Genomic DNA, 24440 nt, shown 5'->3' on the forward strand with positions numbered 1-24440 from the left:
GGTGGCGCACGGCGCGCCACCCGAGCCCGCAACCCCGCATGTGCCGTGACCATCAGAAACCTCGATAAGCTTCTGTCCCCCCGCTCGGTCGCACTGGTCGGGGCGAGCCCGGAGCCGCACACCGTCGGCTCGATCGTTGCCCGCAATCTGACCAACAGCGGCTTTTCCGGCCCGATCTGGTTCGTCAATCCGCGGCACTCCCAGATTGATGGCAGGAAGTGCTTTCCCTCGCTGGCGGACCTGCCCGAGGCGCCGGACCTCGTCGTCATCGTGACGCCGCCGACTGTGGTGCCCAGGATAATCGCCGAGGCTGGCGCGCGAGGCGCTCGTGCCGCCGTCGTCATCACGGCGGGTGTAACGCGTGAGCTGCGCCAGGCGGCGCTCGATGCTGCGCGCCCCTACTGCTTGCGCATTCAGGGTCCGAATGGCCTCGGCCTCATCCTTCCGCACATCGGCCTCAACGCGAGCTTCTCGCACCGAATGCCGCTCGCCGGTGATCTGGCATTCCTTTCCCAGTCGGGCGCACTGATTACGGCCGTCATCGATTGGGCCGCGTCGCGCGGCATCGGCTTGTCGCAGGTGCTATCGCTCGGCGACATGGCCGACGTCGACTTCGGCGACCTACTTGACTACCTCGCGGGTGATGTCACGAGCCGCGCCATCCTCATCTACATGGAGCAGATGACCAACGCGGCCAAGTTCGTCTCGGCCGCGCGGCGCGCCTCGCGTGCCAAGCCAGTCATCGTATTGAAGCCGGGACGCAACGCGACGGCCGCCAAGGCGGCCATGTCGCATACGGGTGCGCTTGCCGGTGCCGATGCTGCATATAATGCGGCGTTCCGGCGCGCTGGCGTGCTGCGCGTCAAGGAATTGCGCCAGTTGTTCGATGCCGCAGAAATCCTCTCAGCGGCTCCGACGCTGACGGGCGAGCATCTCACCATGCTCACCAACGGCGGCGGCGCAGGCGTTCTGGCTGCAGACGAGCTTGCCGACCTTGGTGGCCGACTGACCGATTTGCCGGCCGAGACGCTCGCCAAGCTCGATGTGGCGCTGCCGAAGACGTGGTCCGGCGCCAATCCCGTCGACATCATCGGTGACGCCCCACCAGAGCGCTACGCCAACGCCACGCGCATCCTTCTGGAAGACAGGGCAACCGACGCGTTGCTCATCATGAACTGCCCAACTGCGCTGGCCTCCAGCGAGGCGGCAGCCAAAGTCGTCGTCAAAGAGGTTGCCGACTTTAAGGCCAAGCAGCGCCGCAAGGTCGTGCTGACCAACTGGCTTGGCGACGGTGCAGCCGAAGCTAGCCGCCACCTCTTCATCGATGCTGGCATCCCGACATTCGAAACCCCCGAAGCCGCCGTAGAAGGGTTTATGCAACTTGTGCGCTATCGCCGCGCACAAGACGAGCTGATGCAGGTGCCGCCGTCCGCTCCCGAGGCCCTCAACTTCAATGCAGCGGAAGCCGACAAGATCTTGCACGGCGCGCTGGCCGCCCATCGCTATACGCTGTCGGAGATCGAGGCCAAGCACCTTCTCGCCAGCTACGGCATTCCCGTCGTTCCAACTGAGATCGCAACCAGCCCCGCCGAGGTCGAAAGCAAAGCACGCGACATTCTCGAATTCCATCATGCGTGCGTCATCAAGATCCTTTCGGACGACATCACCCACAAATCCGACGTCGGTGGCGTACGGCTTGCTTTGACGACACCGACCGAAGCGCGCGTTGCTGCCGAGGAAATGCTCGTCAACATCGGCAAGCTGCGCCCCAAGGCCGTCATCCGCGGCTTCACCGTTCAGGCAATGATCGAGCGCCACGGCGCGCACGAGTTGATCCTCGGCGCCAGCGAGGATGCCACCGTCGGCCCGCTGATGATGTTCGGCGCCGGCGGAACCGCCGTCGAGGTGACGGCTGATACATCCCACGCTTTGCCGCCACTCGATCTGAAGCTCGCCTACCAGATGATGCGCGAGACGCGCGTCTTTAAGTTGCTCAAAGGCTACCGCGATCGCCCCGCCGCCGACATCGAGGCGATCGCCATGGTCCTCGTGCGCCTCAGCTATCTCGTGGCACGCCACAAGGAAATCCGCGAGATCGACATCAACCCGTTGCTCGCCGACGAGAACGGTGTGATCGCTCTCGACGCCCGCGTTGCCATCGCCGACCCGGCAGAAAAGCCACGTAAGCCGCTGTCGGTCCGCCCGTATCCGGTGCAATGGGAGCGCACCGAGAAAATCGAAGGCATCGGCGAGGTTACGCTTCGGCCGATCCGCCCTGACGACGAGCCCCAATACGAAAAGTTCTTCACCTTCATCACGCCGGAAGACTTGCGCATGCGCTTCTTCACGGCAGCGCCCGAGCGCACCTTGCGCTTCTACGCGCGCATGACCCAGATCGACTACGCGCGCGAAATGGCGTTCACCGCCGTTTCCGGCAACGACATCCTGGGTGTCGCCCGCTTGATTTCAGACCCGGACTACCGCCGCGCCGAATTCGCCGTCATCGTGCGCTCGGACATCAAAGGCAAGGGTCTCGGTTATCGGCTCATGCAGCATCTCGTTGCCTATGCCCGCGCTGAAGGGCTGAGCGAGCTCTATGGGGACGTACTGGCCGCCAATACGACGATGCTGAAGCTCTGCCGCGAACTGGGGTTCAAGGCCGAGCTGGACGACGGCGCCGATGTTTTCCACGTCACACTGCCCCTCGCGCCTGCCGACTGATCGACCTGGCCACGTTTTTCCCGTCCAGGTCACGGGTTGGTGCTAGCATCGCCTTGCGCCAGCTCAATGCGCGCGTCGAAGAGGGCTGGCTCGATGGGCCAGGGTCGGGGGGCAACTTGTTTGGCAAGGAGTTGAACCATGATCACGCTCGAAGACTGCATCGCCTTGTGCGGCCTGTCGGAGGCCGAGGTTCTGGCCATCGCTGAGCACGAGCACGTTCCCGAAATTGCTGCCGCAGCGCTTGCCGAGCATCTGCTGAAGCAGCGGCGCGGCACCGACACGATCCACCGCATGATCGTTGAGGACATGCGTGCCGCGCTGCAAAGAGGCGACCGCAAGCACGCCAGCGAGCTGTTTGCGGCCCTCCGCCACTTCCTCGCGACCCATCCCGAGCATTTCCACTAGCGCCGAGGTCCCGTGCCTGCCGACACGACAAGAATGCCCGATCACCACGAGGCTTCGGGCAAGGTCACCGAGGGTTTGCCGGCCGGACTGACGAGCGCGGAGGTGAGCGCTGCGTTGGCGACGTTTGGACCCAACATCCTGCCGAGCGCCAGGAAGGACGGTATTATCAAGCGCGTCATCGCGCAGATCACCAATCCGCTGATCTACGTGCTGCTGGGCTCGGCGACTATCAGCGTCGCTCTGGGACACTTCGTCGACGCTGCGGTTATTCTCGCCGTCGTTGTGATCAATGCCGCGGTCGGCATAGTGCAGGAGGGCAGGGCCGAAAAGGCGCTCGACGCCATCCGCAATCTGCTCGCCCCACAAGCGACCGTCCGTCGAAACGGTCGCCGCATCTCTATCCCTGCGGCCGATGTCGTGCCCGGTGACGTCCTGCTTCTCGAAGCCGGTGATCGCGTCGTCGCCGACGCGCGCATCGTCAAAGAGCGCAACCTGCGTATTGATGAATCCATCCTCACCGGGGAATCAGTCGCCGTCACCAAGTCCGCCGTTCCCGCCGGCGATCCGGGCGAGGGCTCGCAAGCCTTCTCCGGAACGCTGGTCGTCGCCGGCCAGGCGACAGCGCTGGTGACGGCCACCGGAGCGCGCTCGCGCCTCGGCCAGATCACTGCATTGCTCGAAGGCGTGGAGGAATTACAGACCCCGCTGGTGCGCCAGATGAACGTCTTCGCGCAACAGGCGACGGCCGTTGTATTGGGGCTATCGGCGCTGACGTTTCTTTATGCGTGGCGCATCGGTGGCTATCCGATCTCCGACGCCTTTATGATCGTCGTCGGCATGGCCGTAGCCGCGATTCCCGAGGGCCTGCCGGCCGTAACGACCATCACCATGGCCATTGGCGTTCAGCGCATGGCACGTCGCAATGCCATCCTGCGCCGCCTGCCGGCCATCGAAGCGCTGGGCTGCGTCTCGACGATCTGCTCCGACAAGACCGGGACGCTGACCAAGAACGAGATGACCGTGAAGCGCGCCGTCACCGCCGCCGGAACCTTCGACATCACCGGTGTTGGCTACGCGCCCGCAGGCACCTTTCATCAGGGCGGCATTGAGATCGACGCGCGCAACTTCCACCCGTTGCAGGCACTCATGCGCAGCGCGGCCCTATGCAATGAGGCCAGTGTGCGCCACACGAACGACGGGTGGATCGTCGATGGCGACCCCCTCGAAGGTGCACTGCTCGTGGCGGCGGCAAAGGCAGGTGAGGAGCGCGAGCGCATGCGCGCCGAGTTTCCGCGCCTCGATGAAATCCCCTTCGACGCCGCATATCGCTACATGGCGACGCTGCACCACGACCATGATGGCTCGGCCTTCGTGTGCGTAAAGGGTGCGCCCGAGCAGATCATCGAGATGTGCGCGCACCAGCTTGAAGTGTCCGGCCAGACGCCAATCGACCGCGCCTACTGGCTTGCCGCCATCGACGAGATGGCGCGATCGGGCTTCCGCATCATCGCCCTTGCCTCGAAGAAGCTGCCATCGCGCAAGCATATCGCCTTCGCGGACATCGATCAGCTCTCCCTCGAAGGGCTGCTCGGGCTCATCGACCCGCCGCGCGAGGAAGCAATGACGGCCATTGCAGAGTGCCGCACCGCCGGCATCTCCGTGAAGATGATCACCGGCGACCATCTCATCACCGCGGCGGCAATCGCGGGACAGCTCGGCATCGACACCAGGCAGCCACCCGTCTCCGGCGACGAACTCGAAGCGCTCGATGATGCCGCCCTCGCTCAGCTCGCCGAGAAAACCAGCGTCTTCGCCCGCACCACCCCAGAGCACAAGCTGCGCCTCGTCGAGGCACTCCAAAGCGACGGTGACGTCGTCGCCATGACTGGCGACGGCGTCAACGATGCACCGGCACTGAAGCGCGCCGACGTCGGGGTCGCCATGGGGCGCAACGGCACCGAGGCCGCCAAGGAAGCGGCAGAGATGGTGCTTCTTGACGACAACTTTGCCTCCATCGTCGCTGCGGTGAAGGAAGGGCGCGCCGTCTACGACAATCTCGCCAAGGTGATCGGCTGGACGTTGCCGACGAGCTGCGGACAGATGTTCGTCATCATGCTGGCGATCCTGTTCGGCCTCACCCTGCCGATCACGCCGGTACAGATCCTCTGGGTGAACACCATCTCTGCCGGCATCTTGGGGCTCATCCTCGCGTTCGAACCGGCCGAGCCCGACATCATGTTGCGCAGACCGCGCGCCACGGGCGAGGCCCTGCTATCGCGCTTTCTCGTTTGGCGCGTCCTGCTCGTCTCGGCGCTGATGGCGGCCGGCGCCTTTGGCGTCTTCCAATGGGCGATCGATAGCGGCGCCGACGTCGAAACAGCACGAACCATGGTCGTCAACGCCGTTGTCGCCATGGGCATCGCCTACCTTTTCAATGTCCGCTACCTGCACGCGCCATCGCTCAGCTGGCATGGCGTCGTCGGCACGCCCGCTGTGCTCATCGGCGTCGGGGCGGTGCTGCTTCTCCAATTGGCTCTGACCTATTTACCGCCCATGAACCAGATCTTTGAAACGCAGCCGCTGACGCTGCTTCAGGGTGCAGCAACACTGGCGACTGGCGCGATACTGTTCTTCTTGCTTGAGCTGGAGAAGCAACTGCAGCGCCTTTTGAACCCTGCGATGCAAAAGCAGCGCCCGCGGGTTTGACTTAAGTCATCGTCGGGTGCGGCAACACCAGCTAGTCATGCTCGTCAATTCCGAGCGGAGAAAAACCAATGCAGCGCCTCGCGGGACTCTTCGCCCTCTGCTTTTTGGTGCTGGTGATACCGGCCGGTGCCGTCGAGCTTGGCAACAAGGCGGAAGGGCACGACTACGCGCAGAAATTCTGCACCGAATGCCATGCCATCGAAAAAGATGAGGCTATGCTCTTCTCGGAAGTCCCAAGCTTTCAGGAGGTAGCCAACTCGGAGGGCATGAGCCCGCGCGCTCTCTCCGTATGGTTGCGCACTTCGCACCCCAACATGCCCGACTTCATCATTCCGCCCGACGATATCGACAACCTCGTCGCCTACATCATGAGCTTGCGTACGCCCAAAGAGTGACGCGCTCTTTGACGTCTCGTTTGCGAAGCTGCTCTAGCTTTGCCGTCATCAGGCAACGTCGGACATCGCAATGGATTCTATCCCCAAGCGCATGCATGCGATGGAGTTTGCGGGCGTCCATCAGCCGCTTCATCCAACCGAGCGCCCCATAAGGAAGCCGACCGGGCGCAATCTTCTCATTCGCGTCGGCGCGTGCGGCATCTGCCGGACCGATCTGCACGTCATTGACGGTGACTTGGAGCATCCAAAGGCCCACGTCATTCCGGGGCACGAGGTCGTCGGCCGCGTAGTTGCGATGGGCCCGGAAGCGCGCGGTTTCAAAATCGGCGAACGCGTCGGCGTACCCTGGCTCGGTTTCACCTGCGGGCGCTGCCACTTCTGCCGCTCAGGCAGGGAGAACCTTTGCGACAAGCCGAGGTTCACCGGGTACACACTCGATGGCGGCTACGCCGAATACATCACCGCCGATTCCCACTATTCATTCCCCATCCCCAAGATCTATTCCGATGCGGAAGCCGCCCCGCTGATGTGCGCTGGGCTCATCGGCTATCGCTGCTGGAAGCTGGTGCGTACCGCAAAGCGGCTCGGCATCTACGGTTTTGGGGCCGCGGCGCACATCGTTGCGCAGATTGCCAAGCACCACGGTCAGCAGGTCTACGCCTTCACCCGCAGCGGTGATGTGGCAGCACAGAAGCTCGCCCGCTCGCTCGGTGCTGTGTGGGCCGGATCATCCGAGGAAATGCCGCCAAAGCTACTCGACGCGGCAATCATCTTTGCTTCCGTTGGGCCTCTCGTGCCGCTCGCTCTCAAGGCGCTGGAGAAAGGCGGAACGCTCGTTCTCGGCGGGATTCACATGTCTGAGATCCCGGCCTTCTCCTACGACCTGTTGTGGGAAGAGCGCATAGTGCGCTCGGTCGCCAACCTGACGCGGCAGGATGCTATCGAGTTCCTGAAGCTCGCACCGCGCGTTCCCATCCGGCCGCACGTGACGACTTATCCGCTCGACGAAGCCAACGAGGCGATCGCTGCGCTTAGAAAGGGTAACCTCGTCGGCGCCGCTGTGCTCGTGCCCTCGGCACGCGAAGGCGACTGAACACGGTTGCAGCCCCAGGTGCTTGACTGCGCCGCGGCGCTCACTATTGAAGAGGGCAGCGCGGGTGTAGCTCAATGGTAGAGCAGCAGCCTTCCAAGCTGAATACGAGGGTTCGATTCCCTTCACCCGCTCCAATCCCTTACCGATAGCGCATGTGCCGCGCGCTGCATTTGGCCTCCCCATGCGCGGCGTGCGCGGGTAATGTCCCCTCTTCCGAGCGCGAGGGACACGCATCTCAATGACAACCGTCTACGATTTCACCGTCCGCGGTATTGATGGGCAGGAGGTTTCGCTCGCCGATTTCCGCGGCAAAGTGCTCCTCATCGTCAACACCGCCAGCCGATGCGGCTTCACGCCCCAATACGAAGGTCTGGAGGCGCTCTACCGCGAGCTGAACGACCGTGGCCTCGTGGTGCTCGGTTTCCCGTGCAACCAGTTCGGTGCCCAGGAGCCCGTAAACGAGGCAGAAATCGCGGACTTCTGTAAGCGCACCTATGATGTCAGCTTCCCGATGTTCGCCAAGGTGGAAGTCAACGGCCCCGATGCCAGCCCGCTGTTCGTCTGGCTGAAGGATGAGGCGCCGAGCGAGCCGCCCTCCGCCCCTATCAAGTGGAACTTCGCCAAATTCCTTCTCGATCGTCAGGGCAACGTGGTCGATCGCTTTGCCTCGGCCGTCACACCAGACATGCTGCGCCCGGATATCGAAGGCTTGCTTTGATACGGCAAAATCTAGGCTAGGCTGCCGCTGCGTGCGGCGGTCTCGCGCGGGAGGGGCCAATGCTCATCGTCACGACCAATGACCTGCCGGGCTACCGGGTGGTTAAGCATCTTGGCGTCGCCCGCGGGCTGACGGTCAGGTCTCGCAGTCTGGTCGGCAATATTGGTGCGTCGATCCAGATTTTGTTCGGCGGCAACATCACACTATATACAAGGCTGGCCGAGCAGGCCCGTCAGGAGGCGTTCGAGCACCTCATCGCGCAGGCTGAGGCCATGGGGGCCAATGCCGTTCTCGCAATGCGTTATGATGCCAACGAAATCGCCGCGGCGGTGACTGAGGTTTTGGCCTATGGAACAGCGGTGATCGTCGAGCCGGCACCCTAAAAGGGAGCCTCTCGCGACAATTCCATCACTAGCAAGTGACAAAGGGGAAAAGTTCGGCTAAGTATGCCGCCCCCGCGGTCTGGCGCACGCTTTTCCGCGACGATAGGGGTGTAGCTCAATTGGTAGAGCGTCGGTCTCCAAAACCGAAGGTCGGGGGTTCGAGACCCTCCGCCCCTGCCAAATTCGTATGGATGCATCCGTGCAGAGGGCGCCGGATGCGCCAACAGTCGGCGCTTGATCTGCGTCAGGTTGTCGCATGGCGCCCGGGAAAGTCAGATTAATGGCCAAATACAACCCGGTCGAGTTTATTCAGGAGGTTCGCCAGGAGGTCTCCAAGGTTACTTGGCCGACCTGGAAAGAGGTGTGGATTACCACCCTCATGGTCATCATCATGGTCAGCCTTGCCTCGGTGTTCTTCCTCATCACGGATCAAACCCTCGGTTATCTCGTCCGCCTTGTGCTGGGCGGGGGCCGTTGAGCCGGAGCTGAAACACTAGTGTCCACCCAAGTTGCGCAATCGCGCGGTGAAAGAGCAGCAATGGCGAAGCGCTGGTACATCGTGCACGCGTACACGAACTTCGAGCGCAAGGTGGCGGACGCCATCAAGGAGCGCGCCAAGGCCGCCGGCCTTGAGGGTCTGTTTGAGGAAGTGCTCGTCCCGACCGAGGAAGTGGTCGAGGTGAAGCGCGGTCGCAAAGTGCAGGCCGAACGCAAGTTTCTTCCTGGCTACGTGCTGGTGAAGATGGAAATGACTGACCCGGCGTTTCTTCTCATCAAGAACACGCCCAAGGTCACCGGGTTTCTCGGCGCGGAAAATAAACCGATGCCGATCTCGGAGGATGAAGCAATGCGCATCCTCCACCAGGTCAAGGAAGGCGTGGAGCGGCCGAAGCCCTCGATCACCTTCGAGGTGGGCGAGCAGGTAAAAGTCGCCGACGGTCCGTTCGCATCCTTCCAGGGCCACGTCGAAGAGGTCGACGAGGAGCGTTCGCGGCTCAAGGTTGCCGTGTCGATCTTCGGGCGCCCGACGCCGGTCGAACTCGAGTTCGGCCAAGTGGAGAAAGTGCCCGGCTAACCCCGGGCCATTGCCGTTTTCCGACAGGTGCGCCACAAGCTCGCCTGTCTGTCCACGCCGCAGGACAGCCTCTCACGAGGCCTCCCTGCGGTTAAACCGCGGGAGGGCCTGCTGGGCCCGTTGGACCGCTAACCCTGGGAAGGAAAGCCCCTTCCCGTCAAGTGCTAAGGGGAGACCATGGCAAAGAAAATTGACGGCTACATCAACTTGCAGGTGCCGGCGGGGGCGGCCAATCCATCGCCGCCCATCGGACCCGCGCTGGGTCAGCGCGGCGTGAACATCATGGAGTTCTGCAAGTCGTTCAACGCCAAGACGAAGGACCTGGAGCAGGGCACGCCCATCCCGGTGAAGATCACGGTCTATTCCGACCGCTCCTTCACCTTCGAGATGAAGACGCCCCCGGCCACCTTCCTCATCAAGAAGGCCGCCGGCATGAAGCCGACCGGCAAGCCGGGCTCCGGTTCCAAGAACCCCGGCCGTGACGTTGTCGGCAAGGTCAGCATGAACCAGCTTCGCGACATCGCGAAGGTCAAGCTGAAGGACATGAACACGGACGATATCGAACAGGCGACGCGCACGCTCGCCGGCTCGGCCCGCTCGATGGGCCTGCAGGTGACGGAGTAAGACCAATGGCAAAGCTCAGCGCAGAAGCAATCAAAGAGACGCGTCTTGCCGGCGGCAAGCGCATGGCGGGCGTCCTCAAGGATCTCAATCGCGACAAGGCCTATTCGGTCGAGGAAGCGGTGAAGATCCTCAAGGATCGGTCCAAGACCAAGTTCGACGAGACGATCGAGGTCGCCATGAACCTCGGCGTCGATCCCAAGCACGCCGACCAGCTCGTTCGCGGCGTCTGCAATCTGCCGAATGGCTCGGGCCGCACGGCTCGCGTCGCCGTGTTTGCGCGCGGCGCCAAGGCAGAAGAGGCAAAGGCCGCCGGCGCTGACGTCGTCGGTGCCGAGGACCTCGTCGAGCAGGTGTCCAAGGGCACGATCAATTTCGATCGCTGCATTGCGACGCCGGACATGATGGGCCTCGTCGGCCGCCTCGGTAAGGTGCTGGGCCCGCGCGGCCTGATGCCGAACCCGCGCGTCGGCACGGTGACGATGGACGTCACCAGCGCCGTTCAGGGCGCCAAGGGCGGCTCGGTCGAGTTCCGCGTCGAGAAGGCTGGCATCATTCACGCCGGCGTCGGCAAGGCCAGCTTCACCGACGCAGCGCTCGCCGAAAACATCAAGGCGTTTGTCGACGCCGTGGTGAAGGCGAAGCCGCCGGGTGCCAAGGGCACGTACGTGAAGAAGGTTTCGATCAGCTCGACCATGGGTCCCGGCCTCAAGGTCGACACCGCCAGCCTCGGCGGCGGTCAGGCCCTCGGCTAACGAGGGAAGGAATTCGCACGCTGCCCGGCGACGGGCGGCGGGCGATCACGACCGGAGGCGCGGCCTCGTGCTGTTGCTTCCGGAAGCTGTCCGAGACTGTGGGTGCTGTCAGGGCTTCGGCCACGACAGCTTAAGCCTCGAAAAAGGGCCCGCATGAGACAGGAGCGAACCCGGATTTTGGCTTTCCACAGGGAAGCAGAGAGCCGGTTTGAACCTGGGTCAGCACCGTGCCGCTCTGAGAGCGCCGCGGTTGGACAGACAAGGCGTCGCCCGAAGGCGGGGGTTTCTCGCTCACGGCGGCAAGGTGCAACCCGCGGAACAGTCCGATGAGGATGTTCTGTAAACTGGAGTGAGCAGGTGGATAGAGCCGCGAAACGTGAGCTCGTAGCTTCGCTCAACACCGCGTTGAAAGACTCGGGGTTGGTCGTTGTTGCCCACTATGCCGGCATGACGGTCGCTCAGCTCACCGAATACCGCCAGAAGGTCAAAGAGGCCGGCGGTAAGGTGAAGGTGGCCAAGAACCTGCTGGCAAAGCTCGCGCTGAAGGACACTTCGTACGAGCCGATTTCGGATCTCTTCAAGGGGCAGACATGCGTTGCCTACTCGCAGGATCCGATCGCCGCTGCGAAGGCGTCGGTCACTTACGCCAAGGGGAATGACAAGCTCGTCATTCTCGGCGGCGCGATGGGTTCGACGGTCCTTGACGCGAACGGCATCAAGGCACTTGCCGATCTGCCATCACTGGACGAGCTGAGAGCAAAGCTCATCGGTCTCCTCAACGCGCCGGCGACGAAGATCGCCCGCACGGTCAAGGAGCCGGGTGCAAAGCTCGCACGCGTCATCCAGGCGAAGGCATCGCAAGGCGAGGCTGCCTAAGGCACGGGCGGCGCCGCAAGGCGCCACGACTTCAAAAGCGCGCAGTTCGAAAAACTGCATCAGTCATTAGGTTCAAACCGAAGGAACTTACACCATGGCCGATCTGTCCAAGATCGTTGACGACCTTTCCAGCCTGACCGTCCTCGAGGCGGCTGAGCTTGCCAAGCTTCTCGAGGAGAAGTGGGGCGTGTCGGCGGCTGCTGCCGTCGCCGTTGCCGCTGCTCCCGGCGCTGCTGCTGCAGCCCCGGCTGAGGAGCAGACCGAGTTCACCGTCATCCTGAAGGCCGGCGGCGACAAGAAGATCAACGTCATTAAGGAAGTCCGCGCCATCACGGGTCTTGGCCTCAAGGAAGCCAAGGACCTCGTCGAGGCCGGCGGCAAGGCCGTCAAGGAAGGCGTGTCCAAGGACGAGGCTGCCAAGCTGAAGAAGCAGCTGGAAGACCAGGGCGCCACGGTCGAAGTGAAGTAATTGCGGTGGGCGATCGGCATTCCGTGCCGGTCGCCTTCCTCGCCCGCTCCCAAAAGGCGCGGGCATCAAAACGTCTCTCCGGAGGGTCTTTTTAGGGGTTCTACAACCCCTAAACGGGCCTTCCGGTGAGCCGTTTCAAGGCTAAAGCGAGGGTTGGCGGCCCTCGCCACGAAGGCAGCAGTAGCGCGGGCCGTCACCTGCGCGGATGACAAGGAGCGAAAATGGCTGAGACGTTCAACGGCCGCAAGCGCATCCGGAAGAAATTCGGATCCATTCGCGAAGTTGCAGAGATGCCGAACCTCATCGAGGTTCAGAAGAGCTCTTACGACGACTTCCTGATGGTCAAAGAGCCTCCCGGCGGCCGTTCTGACGATCACGGTCTGCAGGCGGTGTTCAAGTCCGTCTTCCCGATTTCCGACTTCTCGGGTCGCGCGACGCTCGAGTTCGTGCGCTATGAGTTCGAGCCGCCGAAGTACGACGTCGACGAGTGCATGCAGCGCGATATGACCTTCTCCGCGCCGCTGAAGGTCAAGCTGCGCCTGATCGTGTTCGATGTGAACGAGGAGACCGGCTCCAAGTCGATCAAGGACGTCAAGGAGCAGGACGTCTACATGGGCGACATGCCGCTCATGACGTCGAATGGTACCTTCATCATCAACGGCACCGAGCGCGTCATCGTCTCGCAGATGCACCGTTCTCCGGGCGTGTTCTTCGATCACGACCGCGGCCGCACGCATGCCTCCGGCAAGCTGCTGTTCGCAGCCCGCATCATCCCCTATCGCGGCTCCTGGCTCGACTTCGAATTCGACGCCAAGGACATCGTCTACGTGCGCATCGACCGTCGCCGCAAACTGCCGGTGACGACGCTGCTGTATGCGCTCGGCCTCAATGACGAAGAGATCCTGAGCTTCTTCTACAACCACATCACCATCAAGGAATCGAAGCGCGGCTGGAAGATGCCGTTCGTGCCCGAGAAGATGCGCGGCATGACGCCGACCGCCGATCTCGCCGATGCCAAGACGGGTGAGGTCGTGGTCAAGGCCGGCGAAAAGATCACCGCCCGCAAGGCGCGTGAGCTTGCCGAAGGCGGCCTCAAGGAAGTGCTCGTTTCCTCCGACGATCTCGCCGGCCGCTACATTGCGGCTGACGTTGTCGACATGGAGACCGGCGCGATCTACGCGGAAGCGGGCGATGAGCTCGACGCCGAACTGCTGGCCGAGCTGAAGGATCAGAAGGTCAAAGAGTTCCCGATCCTCGACATCGACCACGTCAACATCGGGCCGTTCATCCGTAACACGCTCAACATCGACAAGAACGCCAACCAGGACGAGGCGTTGATGGACATCTACCGGGTCATGCGGCCCGGTGAGCCGCCGACCATTGAGGCGGCGACCAATCTGTTCCATTCGCTCTTCTTCGATCCTGAGCGCTACGACCTCTCGGCCGTTGGCCGCGTGAAGATGAACATGCGCCTCGAGCTCGATGCGCCCGACACCATGCGCGTGCTGCGCCGTGAGGACATCCTCGCGGTCATCAAGACGCTGGTTGACCTGCGCGACGGCAAGGGCGAGATCGACGACATCGACCATCTCGGCAACCGCCGCGTTCGCTCGGTCGGCGAGCTGATGGAGAACCAGTATCGCGTCGGCCTCCTGCGTATGGAGCGCGCGATCAAGGAGCGTATGTCGTCGGTCGATATCGACACGGTGATGCCGCAGGATCTGATCAACGCCAAGCCGGCGGCTGCCGCCGTGCGCGAGTTCTTCGGGTCTTCGCAGCTCAGCCAGTTCATGGACCAGACCAACCCGCTGTCGGAGATCACCCACAAGCGCCGCCTGTCGGCACTTGGCCCGGGCGGTCTGACGCGCGAGCGCGCCGGCTTCGAGGTGCGCGACGTGCATCCGACGCACTACGGCCGTATCTGCCCGATTGAGACGCCGGAAGGTCCGAACATCGGCCTCATCAACTCGCTGGCGACGTTTGCACGCGTCAACAAGTACGGCTTCATCGAGAGCCCGTACCGCAAGGTCGTCAACGGCAAGCTCACCGACGAGGTCGTCTACCTGTCGGCCATGGAAGAAATGCGCCACCACGTCGCCCAGGCCAACGCCGAGGTCGACGCGAAGGGCAACCTGACCGACGACCTCATCACCTGCCGCTACCAGGGCGACGTGCTCCTGGTGCCGCAGGAGAAGGTCGACTACATCGACGTGTCGCCTAAGCAGCTCGTGTCGGTCGCCGCCGCGCTCATTCCGTTCCTTGAGAACGATGACGCCAACCGCGCTCTCATGGGCTCGAACATGCAGCGTCAGGCCGTGCCGCTGATCCGCGCCGAGGCGCCGCTCGTCGGCACCGGCATGGAAGAGGTGGTTGCGCGCGATTCCGGCGCTGCCATCGCGGCTCGCCGCACCGGCGTGATCGACCAGGTGGACGCCACGCGTATCGTTATCCGCGCGACGGAAGAGACCGATCCCTCGAAGCCCGGCGTCGACATCTACCGTCTGCGCAAGTTCCAGCGCTCGAACCAGAACACCTGCATCAACCAGCGTCCGCTGGTTCACGTGGGTGATCACGTCAAGGCGGGCGACATCATCGCCGACGGTCCCTCGACCGATCTTGGCGATCTGGCGCTCGGCAAGAACGTGCTCGTCGCGTTCATGCCGTGGATGGGCTACAACTTCGAGGACTCCATCCTCCTCTCCGAGCGCGTCGTCTCCGATGACATCTTCACCTCGATCCATCTCGAGGAGTTCGAAGTCATGGCCCGCGACACCAAGCTCGGGCCCGAGGAAATCACGCGCGATATCCCGAACGTTTCGGAAGAAGCGCTGAAGAACCTCGACGAAGCCGGCATCGTCTACATCGGCGCCGAAGTGAACCCCGGCGACATCCTCGTCGGCAAGATCACGCCGAAGGGCGAAAGCCCGATGACGCCGGAAGAGAAGCTGCTGCGCGCCATCTTCGGCGAGAAGGCTTCCGACGTTCGCGATACGTCTCTGCGTCTGCCGCCGGGCGTGTCCGGCACGGTCGTTGAGGTGCGCGTGTTCAATCGCCACGGCGTCGAGAAAGACGAGCGTGCGATGGCGATCGAGCGTGAGGAGATCGAGCGTCTCGCCAAGGACCGCGACGACGAGATGCAGATTCTCGACCGCAACGTCTATGCGCGTCTGAAGGAAGCTCTGCTCGGCAAGGAAGTGGCCAAGGGTCCGAAGACGGCGCCCAAGGGCACGACCATCACCGAGGAAATCCTCGACGAGGTTCCGCGCAGCCATTGGTGGGAGTTCGGCCTCAAGGACGAGAAGGCCCAGGCCGAAATCGAAGCCATCAACAAGCAGTACGAGGAAGCCAAGAAGAGCCTCGAGCGTCGCTTCGTCGACAAGGTCGACAAGCTGCAGCGCGGCGATGAGCTGCCTCCCGGCGTGATGAAGATGGTCAAAGTCTTCGTAGCCGTGAAGCGCAAGATCCAGCCGGGCGACAAGATGGCCGGCCGTCACGGCAACAAGGGTGTCGTGTCGATGATCGTGCCGTGCGAGGACATGCCGTTCCTCGAGGACGGCACGCACGTCGACGTGGTGCTCAATCCGCTTGGCGTGCCTTCGCGTATGAACGTTGGCCAGATTCTCGAAACGCACCTTGGGTGGGCGTGTCGCGGTCTGGGTCGCGCCATCGACGATGCCATTCAGCAGTGGCACGAGAGCGGCGAGGCCAAGGTCCTGCGTGAGCGCATGGCTGAGATTTACGGCCCTGAGCAGTTCAAGACCTCGATGAAGGACGAAGAGCTGGTCGAGGTTGCCGAGAAGCTGACGAAAGGCGTGCCGATCGCGACGCCGGTCTTCGACGGCGCCAAGGAAGCCGACATCGTCGACATGCTCAAACTTGCGGGCTTCGATTCGTCCGGTCAGGTCCGTCTTTATGACGGCCGTACCGGCGAGCCGTTCGATCGCAAGGTGACCGTCGGCTACAAGTACGTTCTGAAGCTGCACCACCTTGTCGACGACAAGATCCACGCCCGTTCCATCGGCCCGTACTCGCTCGTCACCCAGCAGCCGCTCGGTGGCAAGGCGCAGTTCGGTGGCCAGCGCTTCGGCGAAATGGAGGTGTGGGCACTCGAAGCTTACGGCGCCGCCTACACGCTGCAGGAGATGCTCACCGTCAAGTCGGACGACGTTGCCGGCCGCACCAAGGTCTACGAGGCCATCGTGCGCGGCGACGATACCTTCGAGGCGGGCGTCCCCGAAAGCTTCAACGTGCTCGTCAAGGAGATGCGCGCGCTCGGCCTCAACGTGGAACTCGAAAACTCCGAGTTCAGCGCTTTGCCGCCGCCCGAGGAAGAGGAGCAGCCGCCGGAGAAACAGCAGCAGCTTCCTCCGGCCGCTGAATAGCAGAACGAGACTTCGTCCGGGGCCGGCAATGGCCCCGGACATCGCGCGTGAAACCCGCGCGAACGAGACGAGGGCTCAAGACGCCATGGGCCCATTTTCCGTGAGGATCACCGCCACCTGATCCTTGCAGCTTGACACGGGGCGACGGCCGCCACGCCCTGAAGGAGAGACGGATGAACGAGATTACCAGCCTGTTCAAGACGCAAGCGCCGCTTCCGACCTTCGATCAGATCAAGATCTCCATCGCGAGTCCTGACGATATTCTGTCCTGGTCGTTCGGCGAGATTAAGAAGCCCGAGACCATCAACTACCGCACGTTCAAGCCCGAGCGTGACGGTCTGTTCTGCGCGCGCATCTTCGGACCGATCAAGGACTACGAGTGCTTGTGCGGCAAGTATAAGCGCATGAAGTACAAGGGCCTGATCTGCGAGAAGTGCGGCGTCGAGGTAACCCTCGCCAAAGTGCGCCGCGAGCGCATGGGCCACATCGAGCTTGCAGCTCCCGTCGCGCACATCTGGTTCCTCAAGTCGCTGCCCTCGCGCATCGGCCTCCTGCTCGACATGCCGCTCAAGGACCTCGAGCGCGTTCTCTATTTCGAGAACTACATCGTCATCGAACCCGGCATCACCGCCTTCAAGGAGAGACAGCTTCTCTCGGAGGAGGATTATAACCGCGCGCTCGACGAGCATGGCCCCGACAGCTTCACCGCCGGCATTGGCGCCGAAGCCATTCGCGACATGCTCTCGGCCATGGACCTGCCGAAGATCCGTGACGACCTGCGCCAGGAGATCGCCGAGGCGACGACCGAGCTCAAGCCGAAGAAGCTCGGCAAGCGCCTGAAGGTCATCGAGGCATTCATCGAGTCGGGCAACCGCCCCGAGTGGATGATTCTCACCGTCGTCCCGGTGATCCCGCCCGAGCTGCGCCCCCTGGTGCCGCTCGACGGCGGCCGCTTCGCCACGTCCGACTTGAACGACCTCTATCGCCGCGTCATCAACCGCAACAATCGTTTGAAGCGGCTGATGGAGCTGCGCGCGCCGGACATCATCATCCGCAACGAGAAGCGCATGTTGCAGGAGGCCGTCGACGCTCTGTTCGACAACGGCCGCCGCGGCCGCGTCATCACCGGAGCCAACAAGCGTCCGCTGAAGTCGCTCGCCGACATGCTCAAGGGCAAGCAGGGCCGCTTCCGTCAGAACCTGCTCGGCAAGCGCGTCGACTACTCCGGCCGTTCGGTCATCGTCGTCGGTCCCGAGCTGAAGCTGCATCAGTGCGGCCTGCCGAAGAAGATGGCACTCGAGCTGTTCAAGCCGTTCATCTACGCCAAGCTGCAGGCCCAGGGCCAGGCTGCGACGGTGAAGCAGGCGAAGAAGTTGGTCGAGAAGGAGAAGGGTGAGGTTTGGGATATCCTCGATGAGGTCATCCGCGAGCATCCCGTGATGCTCAACCGCGCCCCGACGCTGCATCGCCTCGGCATTCAGGCGTTCGAGCCGACCCTCATCGAGGGTAAGGCCATTCAGCTGCATCCGCTCGTCTGCGCCGCCTTCAACGCCGACTTCGACGGCGACCAGATGGCTGTGCACGTGCCGTTGTCGCTGGAAGCTCAGCTCGAAGCACGCGTGCTGATGATGTCGACCAACAACATCCTGCATCCTGCCAACGGCTCGCCGATCATCGTGCCTTCGCAGGACATCGTGCTCGGCCTCTACTACTTGTCGATCATCCGCGATCACGAGCCGGGTGAGGGCATGCTGCTGGGCTCCGTCTCCGAAGCGCGTCATGCGCTCGAAGCCGGCGTGCTCAGCCTGCACGCCAAGGTGAAGGGCCGCTTCACCTCGCTCGACGAGGAAGGCAACCCCGTCACCGAAGTCATGGACACGACCCCGGGCCGCATGATTCTCGCCGAGCTGCTTCCCAAGCAGCCGGGCATCAAGCCGACCCTCGTCAACCAGCTGCTGACCAAGAAGGCCATCTCCGGTCTCATCGACGCCGTCTACCGCAACTGCGGTCAGAAGGAGACGGTGATCTTCTGCGACCAGATCATGGCACTGGGTTTCCGCCACGCGTTCAAGGCCGGCATCTCGTTCGGCAAGGACGACATGCTCATCCCCGACTCAAAGGCCAAGATCGTCGCCCAGACGACCGAAATGGCGCGTGAGTTCGAGCAGCAGTACAACGACGGCCTCATCACGCAGCTCGAGAAGTACAACAAGGTCGTTGACGCCTGGTCGAAGTGCACAGACCAGATCGCCAAGGACATGATGGAACGCATCTCGGCGGTCGAGAAGGACGAGAACGGTCGCGAGAAGCAGATCAACTCGGTCTACATGATGAGCCACTCTGGTGCCCGCGGTTCGCCGGCCCAGATGAAGCAGCTCGCCGGTATGCGCGGTCTCATGACGAAGCCGTCGGGCGAGATCATCGAGACGCCGATCATCTCCAACTTCAAGGAAGGTTTGTCGGTTCTCGAGTACTTTAACTCGACCCACGGCGCCCGTAAGGGCCTCGCCGACACCGCCTTGAAGACGGCCAACTCGGGCTACCTGACGCGCCGTCTCGTTGACGTCGCCCAGGACGCGATCATCTCCGAGGAGGATTGCGGCACCGAGAAGGGCATCAGCGTGCAGGCAGTTGTCGATGCCGGTCAGGTCATCGTCTCGCTGGCAGCGCGTGTGCTCGGCCGCACGGCAGCCGAGGACATCGTCGATCCCAACGATCCGAGCAACGTTCTCGTCAAGAACGGTGAGCTGATCGAGGAGCGTCATGCCGAGGCGATCGAGAAGGCGCAGGTGCAGGAAGTCAAGATCCGCTCGGTGCTGACCTGCGACACCGTCACGGGCGTCTGCGGCAAGTGCTATGGTCGCGACCTTGCGCGCGGCACGCCCGTCAACATCGGCGAGGCTGTCGGCGTCATCGCCGCTCAGTCGATCGGCGAGCCGGGCACGCAGCTCACGATGCGTACGTTCCACATCGGCGGCACCGCGAACCTTGTCGATAGCTCCTTCATCGAATCGAACTTCAACGGCACGGTGAAGATCAAGAACCCGGCTATCGTGAAGGACAGTCAGGGTCGCGAAGTTGCGATGACGCGCACCATGTCGCTCGCCATCGTCGACCAGGGCGGCAAGGAGCTGGCAACGCTCAAGGTGCCGTACGGCGCCCGCGTGCACGTGAAGGAAGGCGACGCCGTCAAGCGCGGCACCAAGCTCGCCCAGTGGGATGCCTACACCCGCCCGATCCTCACCGAGGTGACAGGCAAGGTGGACTTCGAGGATCTCATCGAAGGCGCCTCGGTGCGCGAACAGACGGACGAGATGAAGGGCACCACCAATCGCGTTATCGTCGATTGGCGTGCGTCCCCGCGCTCGGCCGACCTGAAGCCGGCTATCATCGTCAAGGATAGCAAGGGCAAGCCGATCAAGGTTGCCCGCGGTGGCGATGCGCGTTACCTGCTCGCCCCCGACGCCATTCTGTCGGTCGAGCCCGGGCAGGACGTTAAGGCGGGCGACGTGCTTGCACGTATCCCGACTGCGTCGGCCCGCTCCGGTGACATCACCGGCGGTCTGCCGCGCGTTGCGGAGCTGTTCGAAGCGCGTCGTCCCAAGGACCACGCCATCATTGCCGAGATCTCGGGCACCATCGAGTTCGGCAAGGACTACAAGAACAAGCAGCGCATCACCATCAAGCCGGACGATGAGTCCGCCGAGCCCGTGGAATATCTCATCCCGCGCGGCAAGAGCTTGGCGGTGCAACACGGCGACCGCATCGAGCGTGGTGACTTCGTCTATGACGGCCACCCTGCGCCGCACGACATCCTGGCGATCAAGGGCGTTGAGGAGCTTGCAAACTACCTCATCAACGAGATCCAGGACGTCTACCGCCTGCAGGGTGTGACCATCAACGACAAGCACATCGAGGTGATCGTTCGCCAGATGCTGCAGAAGGTCGAGGTGGGCGATCCGGGTGAGACTGGCCTGATCAAGGGTGAGCAGCTTGACCGCGTCGAGCTCGACGAGATCAACGCCAAGGCGGCCGAAGCCGGCAAGAAGCAGGCGACAGCCACTCCGGTGCTGCTCGGCATCACCAAGGCCTCGCTGCAGACTCGCTCCTTCATCTCGGCGGCCTCGTTCCAGGAGACGACGCGCGTCCTCACCGACGCCGCCGTCAACGGCAAGATCGACACCCTCGAGGGCCTCAAGGAGAACGTCATCGTTGGCCGCCTGATTCCGGCCGGCACTGGCGGAGCTTTGCGGCGTCTGCGGAAGATCGCCCAGAAGCGCGACGAGCTCATCGCTCGCGAGCAGGCCAAGGGCGACCCGACTGCGCTGGGTGGACCCGGTGCCGGACCGGTACGCCGCCGCCGCCGTACCGCCGAGGAGGCCGTGGAATAAGGCCTTTTGCGGATCATTAACGAGCGCGGCTACCGCTAGGTGGCCGCGCTTTTTCGTTACTCGTGTTTGATTGGCCAGCTGGTTGAGCTGCGATCGCCGCGCAGAAGTAAAAAAATCTCTGTGCGGTGTTGACCGGATTCAGCGGCGTGTATATAGGTCACGCACTCTCACGGTAGGTGGTAGGACAATTCCGCGTCCCTTCGTACTGGGCGCCTTGACCTAAACGCTACCGTCGCAAAGCAGAGGACAAATTCGGACCAAGATCTGCGGCGCTCGCCGAGCACGCACGATCCTCTGGTTTTTTCGTGCCGGGCACGCACCTTTGATAGGTGTGCGCTTGGCAGGTTCGGTTTGGCGCATTCGCCATTCCGAATGATCGTGGACGGAAGAGGCGCATGCCGACGATACAACAGTTGATCCGGAAGCCCCGGACTCAGAAGACGTACCGCGAGAAGTCGCGCCACATGGAGGCGTGCCCGCAGAAGCGTGGCGTCTGCACGCGCGTCTACACCACTACGCCGAAGAAGCCGAACTCGGCGCTTCGTAAGGTCGCCAAGATCCGTCTCACCAACGGCTTCGAGGTGATCGGCTACATTCCTGGCGAGGGCCATAACCTGCAGGAGCACTCTGTCGTGCTCATCCGCGGTGGCCGCGTCAAAGATCTTCCCGGCGTCCGCTATCACATCGTTCGCGGTGTGCTCGATACGCAGGGCGTTGCCGCTCGCCGTCAGCGTCGTTCCAAGTACGGCGCCAAGCGGCCGAAGTAATCAATCAGGTCCGCCGTTGGCGGATATAGTGGGCCGAAGGGTCGGCCCGCTTGTCGTTCAAGAGAATTACAGCGAAGGGCTGAGAAGCTATGTCCCGTCGTCACAGTGCCGAGAAGCGCGTCGTCAATCCGGACCCGAAGTTCGGAGACGTCGTCATCTCCAAGTTCATGAACGCCGTGATGGAGCAGGGCAAGAAGTCGGTTGCCGAGCGCATCGTCTATGGCGCGTTCGAGCGCATGGAGCAGAAGGCGAAGTCTGATCCGGTGCAGCTGTTCCGCACCGCCCTCGACAACGTCATGCCGGCTGTCGAAGTCCGCTCGCGCCGCGTCGGTGGCGCCACCTACCAGGTTCCCGTCGAGGTTCGTCCTGAGCGCCGCCAAGCTCTTGCCATCCGTTGGCTGATCACGGCTGCCCGCGCACGCAACGAGAACACGATGGTTGATCGTCTTTCTGGCGAGCTGCTGGATGCCGCAAACAACCGTGGCACAGCCGTCAAGAAGCGCGAAGACACGCACAAGATGGCAGAGGCGAACCGCGCCTTCTCGCATTATCGCTGGTGATTGGATCGGAGCGCTGACAGACAATGGCCCGCGACTACGAGATCAAGGACTATCGTAACTTCGGCATCATGGCCCACATTGATGCCGGCAAGACGACGACGACCGAGCGTATTCTTTATTACACCGGTAAGTCCTACAAGATCGGCGAAGTGCACGACGGCGCTGCGACCATGGATTTCATGGACCAGGAAGCCGAGCGTGGCATCACCATCACGTCCGCTGCGACGACCTGCTTCTGGAAGGGTCGCGACGGCAACATGCGCCGTCTGAACATCATCGACACCCCAGGCCACGTCGACTTCACCATTGAAGTCGAGCGTTCGCTGCGCGTGCTCGACGGCGCTGTTTGCGTCCTCGACTCGAACCAGGGCGTCGAGCCGCAGACCGAGACCGTCTGGCGCCAGGGCGACAAGTACGGCGTGCCGCGCATCATCTTCGCCAACAAGATGGATAAGACCGGCGCCGACTTCTACATGTGCGTCGACGACATCAAAGAGAAGCTCGGCGCCCGTCCTGTGCCGATCCAGCTTCCCATCGGCGCCGAAGGCGATTTCGCCGGCGTTGTCGACCTCATCACGATGAAGGCCTACGTCTGGGAAGGCGACGGCAAAGACGCCAAGATGGTCGTGAAGGAAATTCCTGACGACCTCAAGGATCGCGCCGCTGAGTTCCGCGCCGCCATGATCGAAGCTGCCGTCGAGATGGACGATGCTGCCATGGAAGGCTACCTCGAGGGCAAGGAGCCCGACGAGGAGACGCTGCGCAAGCTCATCCGCAAGGCGACGATCACCACCGCCTTCTATCCGATGATGTGCGGCTCGGCCTTCAAGAACAAGGGTGTGCAGCCGCTGCTCGACGCCGTCGTCGACTTCTTGCCCTCGCCTGCCGATCGTGAAGCCTTCAAGGGTACCGATCCGCGCACGGGCGAGCCCATGCTGCGCAAGCCGACGGACGAAGAGCCCCTGTCGCTCCTCGCTTTCAAGATCATGAGCTTCGAGCATGTCGGCTCGATCACCTTCTGCCGCATCTACTCTGGCAAGATCCAGAGCGGCATGGCGCTGGCTAACACCACGCGCGACAAGAAGGAGCGCGTCGGCCGCATGTATCTCATGCACGCAGCTGACCGCGAGGAGATCAAAGAGGCCTACGCCGGCGACATCGTCGCTCTGTCGGGCCTCAAGGATACCCGCACCGGTGAGACGCTTTGCGATCCCAGCAAGCCGGTTCTTCTCGAGAAGATGGAGTTCCCGAACCCCGTCATCGAGATGAAGATCGAGCCGAAGACCAAGGCCGATCAAGAGAAGATGTCGATGGCGCTTTCCACCATGGCGCTTGAGGATCCCTCGTTCCGCGTCTCCGTCGATCAGGAGTCGGGCGAGACCATTCTCAAGGGCATGGGCGAGCTGCATCTCGACATCAAGGTCGACATTCTTCGGCGCACCTACGGTGTCGACGCCAACGTCGGCGCGCCGCAGGTTGCCTACCGCGAGACGCTGGTTCGTCCGACCGAGGTCGACTACACGCACAAGAAGCAGACGGGCGGTACCGGTCAGTTCGCCCGCGTCAAGTTCCGCATCGAGCCGAACGAGACCGGCAAGGGCAACGAGTTTGCCTCCGAAATCGTGGGCGGCACGGTGCCGAAGGAGTACATCCCCGGTGTCGAGAAGGGCGTCCAGTCCGTTTGGGACTCGGGCGTGCTCATCGGCTTCCCTGTGGTCGACACCAAGGTCACGCTGTATGACGGCGCGTTCCACGAGGTCGACTCTTCGGCCATCGCCTTCGAAATCGCCGCTCGTTCGGCGCTGAAGGAAGGTTTCGATAAGGCCGGTGTGAAGCTTCTGGAACCGGTGATGGACGTCGAGGTGGTGACGCCGGGCGATTTCGTCGGCAGCGTCATCGGCGACATCAACAGCCGCCGCGGTCAGATCCGTAACCAGGAGATGCGTGGTAACGCCACCGTCATCCGGGCCTACGTGCCGCTCGCGAACATGTTTGGCTACGTCAGCCAGCTGCGGTCGATGAGCCAGGGTCGTGCCTCCTACACCATGCAGTTCGCGCACTACGCGGATGTCCCGCGTAACGTGGCGGACGAGGTGAAGGCCAAGTACGCCTGATAACGAGAA

General features: G+C 62.7%; 18 protein-coding genes and 2 tRNA genes. All 20 read left to right on the forward strand.

Annotated features, from left to right (window positions below; translation table 11 throughout):
• Window positions 1-45 precede the first annotated feature (45 nt).
• The gene (locus NDB2M4_RS17530) at window positions 46-2721 is read left to right on the forward strand and encodes a bifunctional acetate--CoA ligase family protein/GNAT family N-acetyltransferase (RefSeq protein ID WP_072377373.1); all 2676 of its coding nucleotides are present in this window, start codon (window positions 46-48) and stop codon (window positions 2719-2721) included.
• Window positions 2722-2859: 138 nt separating this feature from the next.
• Complete coding sequence (locus NDB2M4_RS17535) at window positions 2860-3126, forward strand: hypothetical protein (protein WP_072377375.1); 267 nt, start codon at window positions 2860-2862, stop codon at window positions 3124-3126.
• 33 nt (window positions 3127-3159) lie between these two features.
• Window positions 3160-5832, forward strand: a complete 2673-nt coding sequence (locus tag NDB2M4_RS17540) for a cation-translocating P-type ATPase (protein ID WP_072377377.1) — start codon at window positions 3160-3162, stop codon at window positions 5830-5832.
• A 68-nt stretch (window positions 5833-5900) separates the two neighbouring features.
• Window positions 5901-6227 (forward strand): c-type cytochrome, encoded by a 327-nt coding sequence (locus NDB2M4_RS17545; protein WP_072377379.1) that lies wholly within the window; start codon window positions 5901-5903, stop codon window positions 6225-6227.
• Window positions 6228-6297: 70 nt separating this feature from the next.
• The gene (locus tag NDB2M4_RS17550; RefSeq protein ID WP_244536218.1) at window positions 6298-7320 is read left to right on the forward strand and encodes a zinc-dependent alcohol dehydrogenase family protein; all 1023 of its coding nucleotides are present in this window, start codon (window positions 6298-6300) and stop codon (window positions 7318-7320) included.
• 60 nt (window positions 7321-7380) lie between these two features.
• Window positions 7381-7454: transfer RNA gene (locus NDB2M4_RS17555), tRNA-Gly, on the forward strand.
• A gap of 104 nt (window positions 7455-7558) precedes the next feature.
• Window positions 7559-8038, forward strand: coding sequence for a glutathione peroxidase (locus NDB2M4_RS17560; protein ID WP_072377381.1), 480 nt, complete (start codon window positions 7559-7561; stop codon window positions 8036-8038).
• A 59-nt stretch (window positions 8039-8097) separates the two neighbouring features.
• Window positions 8098-8421, forward strand: a complete 324-nt coding sequence (locus tag NDB2M4_RS17565) for a YbjQ family protein (RefSeq protein ID WP_072377383.1) — start codon at window positions 8098-8100, stop codon at window positions 8419-8421.
• 104 nt (window positions 8422-8525) lie between these two features.
• Window positions 8526-8601: transfer RNA gene (locus NDB2M4_RS17570), tRNA-Trp, on the forward strand.
• Between the two features lie 100 nt (window positions 8602-8701).
• On the forward strand, window positions 8702-8899 hold the full coding sequence (gene secE, locus NDB2M4_RS17575; protein ID WP_072378287.1) for a preprotein translocase subunit SecE: 198 nt from the start codon (window positions 8702-8704) through the stop codon (window positions 8897-8899).
• A 60-nt stretch (window positions 8900-8959) separates the two neighbouring features.
• Window positions 8960-9496, forward strand: coding sequence for a transcription termination/antitermination protein NusG (gene nusG / locus NDB2M4_RS17580; RefSeq protein WP_072377385.1), 537 nt, complete (start codon window positions 8960-8962; stop codon window positions 9494-9496).
• Window positions 9497-9673: 177 nt separating this feature from the next.
• Window positions 9674-10120 carry a 50S ribosomal protein L11 gene (gene rplK, locus NDB2M4_RS17585; protein ID WP_072377387.1) on the forward strand — a complete coding sequence of 149 codons (447 nt, stop codon included), beginning with the start codon at window positions 9674-9676 and terminating at the stop codon, window positions 10118-10120.
• 5 nt (window positions 10121-10125) lie between these two features.
• Window positions 10126-10872 carry a 50S ribosomal protein L1 gene (gene rplA, locus NDB2M4_RS17590; RefSeq protein ID WP_072377389.1) on the forward strand — a complete coding sequence of 249 codons (747 nt, stop codon included), beginning with the start codon at window positions 10126-10128 and terminating at the stop codon, window positions 10870-10872.
• A gap of 357 nt (window positions 10873-11229) precedes the next feature.
• The gene (rplJ, locus tag NDB2M4_RS17595; RefSeq protein ID WP_072377391.1) at window positions 11230-11748 is read left to right on the forward strand and encodes a 50S ribosomal protein L10; all 519 of its coding nucleotides are present in this window, start codon (window positions 11230-11232) and stop codon (window positions 11746-11748) included.
• Between the two features lie 94 nt (window positions 11749-11842).
• Entirely contained in the window at window positions 11843-12217 is a 375-nt protein-coding gene (gene rplL / locus NDB2M4_RS17600) for a 50S ribosomal protein L7/L12 (RefSeq protein ID WP_072377393.1), read from the forward strand.
• Window positions 12218-12438: 221 nt separating this feature from the next.
• On the forward strand, window positions 12439-16599 hold the full coding sequence (gene rpoB, locus NDB2M4_RS17605) for a DNA-directed RNA polymerase subunit beta (RefSeq protein WP_072377395.1): 4161 nt from the start codon (window positions 12439-12441) through the stop codon (window positions 16597-16599).
• A 173-nt stretch (window positions 16600-16772) separates the two neighbouring features.
• Complete coding sequence (gene rpoC, locus NDB2M4_RS17610) at window positions 16773-20990, forward strand: DNA-directed RNA polymerase subunit beta' (RefSeq protein ID WP_072377397.1); 4218 nt, start codon at window positions 16773-16775, stop codon at window positions 20988-20990.
• A gap of 395 nt (window positions 20991-21385) precedes the next feature.
• Window positions 21386-21757: a 30S ribosomal protein S12 gene (gene rpsL, locus NDB2M4_RS17615; RefSeq protein WP_072377399.1), complete on the forward strand. Its 372-nt coding sequence runs from the start codon at window positions 21386-21388 to the stop codon at window positions 21755-21757.
• A gap of 89 nt (window positions 21758-21846) precedes the next feature.
• On the forward strand, window positions 21847-22317 hold the full coding sequence (gene rpsG / locus NDB2M4_RS17620; protein ID WP_072377401.1) for a 30S ribosomal protein S7: 471 nt from the start codon (window positions 21847-21849) through the stop codon (window positions 22315-22317).
• A 23-nt stretch (window positions 22318-22340) separates the two neighbouring features.
• Window positions 22341-24431 (forward strand): elongation factor G, encoded by a 2091-nt coding sequence (gene fusA, locus NDB2M4_RS17625; RefSeq protein ID WP_072377403.1) that lies wholly within the window; start codon window positions 22341-22343, stop codon window positions 24429-24431.
• Window positions 24432-24440: the final 9 nt, after the last annotated feature.

This window comes from Hyphomicrobium sp. NDB2Meth4 (genome assembly GCF_900117445.1).
GTDB lineage: Bacteria > Pseudomonadota > Alphaproteobacteria > Rhizobiales > Hyphomicrobiaceae > Hyphomicrobium_A.

Excerpts from the sequence above, each read along its gene's own strand:
- NDB2M4_RS17535 (WP_072377375.1), top strand. The coding sequence starts at position 2,860 with ATGATCACGCTCGAAGACTGCATCGCCTTGTGCGGCCTGTCGGAGGCC.
- NDB2M4_RS17540 (WP_072377377.1), top strand. The coding sequence starts at position 3,160 with ATGCCCGATCACCACGAGGCTTCGGGCAAGGTCACCGAGGGTTTGCCG.
- NDB2M4_RS17545 (WP_072377379.1), top strand. The coding sequence starts at position 5,901 with ATGCAGCGCCTCGCGGGACTCTTCGCCCTCTGCTTTTTGGTGCTGGTG.
- NDB2M4_RS17550 (WP_244536218.1), top strand. The coding sequence starts at position 6,298 with ATGGATTCTATCCCCAAGCGCATGCATGCGATGGAGTTTGCGGGCGTC.
- NDB2M4_RS17560 (WP_072377381.1), top strand. The coding sequence starts at position 7,559 with ATGACAACCGTCTACGATTTCACCGTCCGCGGTATTGATGGGCAGGAG.
- NDB2M4_RS17565 (WP_072377383.1), top strand. The coding sequence starts at position 8,098 with ATGCTCATCGTCACGACCAATGACCTGCCGGGCTACCGGGTGGTTAAG.
- secE (WP_072378287.1), top strand. The coding sequence starts at position 8,702 with ATGGCCAAATACAACCCGGTCGAGTTTATTCAGGAGGTTCGCCAGGAG.
- nusG (WP_072377385.1), top strand. The coding sequence starts at position 8,960 with ATGGCGAAGCGCTGGTACATCGTGCACGCGTACACGAACTTCGAGCGC.
- rplK (WP_072377387.1), top strand. The coding sequence starts at position 9,674 with ATGGCAAAGAAAATTGACGGCTACATCAACTTGCAGGTGCCGGCGGGG.
- rplA (WP_072377389.1), top strand. The coding sequence starts at position 10,126 with ATGGCAAAGCTCAGCGCAGAAGCAATCAAAGAGACGCGTCTTGCCGGC.
- rplL (WP_072377393.1), top strand. The coding sequence starts at position 11,843 with ATGGCCGATCTGTCCAAGATCGTTGACGACCTTTCCAGCCTGACCGTC.
- rpoB (WP_072377395.1), top strand. The coding sequence starts at position 12,439 with ATGGCTGAGACGTTCAACGGCCGCAAGCGCATCCGGAAGAAATTCGGA.
- rpoC (WP_072377397.1), top strand. The coding sequence starts at position 16,773 with ATGAACGAGATTACCAGCCTGTTCAAGACGCAAGCGCCGCTTCCGACC.
- rpsL (WP_072377399.1), top strand. The coding sequence starts at position 21,386 with ATGCCGACGATACAACAGTTGATCCGGAAGCCCCGGACTCAGAAGACG.
- rpsG (WP_072377401.1), top strand. The coding sequence starts at position 21,847 with ATGTCCCGTCGTCACAGTGCCGAGAAGCGCGTCGTCAATCCGGACCCG.
- fusA (WP_072377403.1), top strand. The coding sequence starts at position 22,341 with ATGGCCCGCGACTACGAGATCAAGGACTATCGTAACTTCGGCATCATG.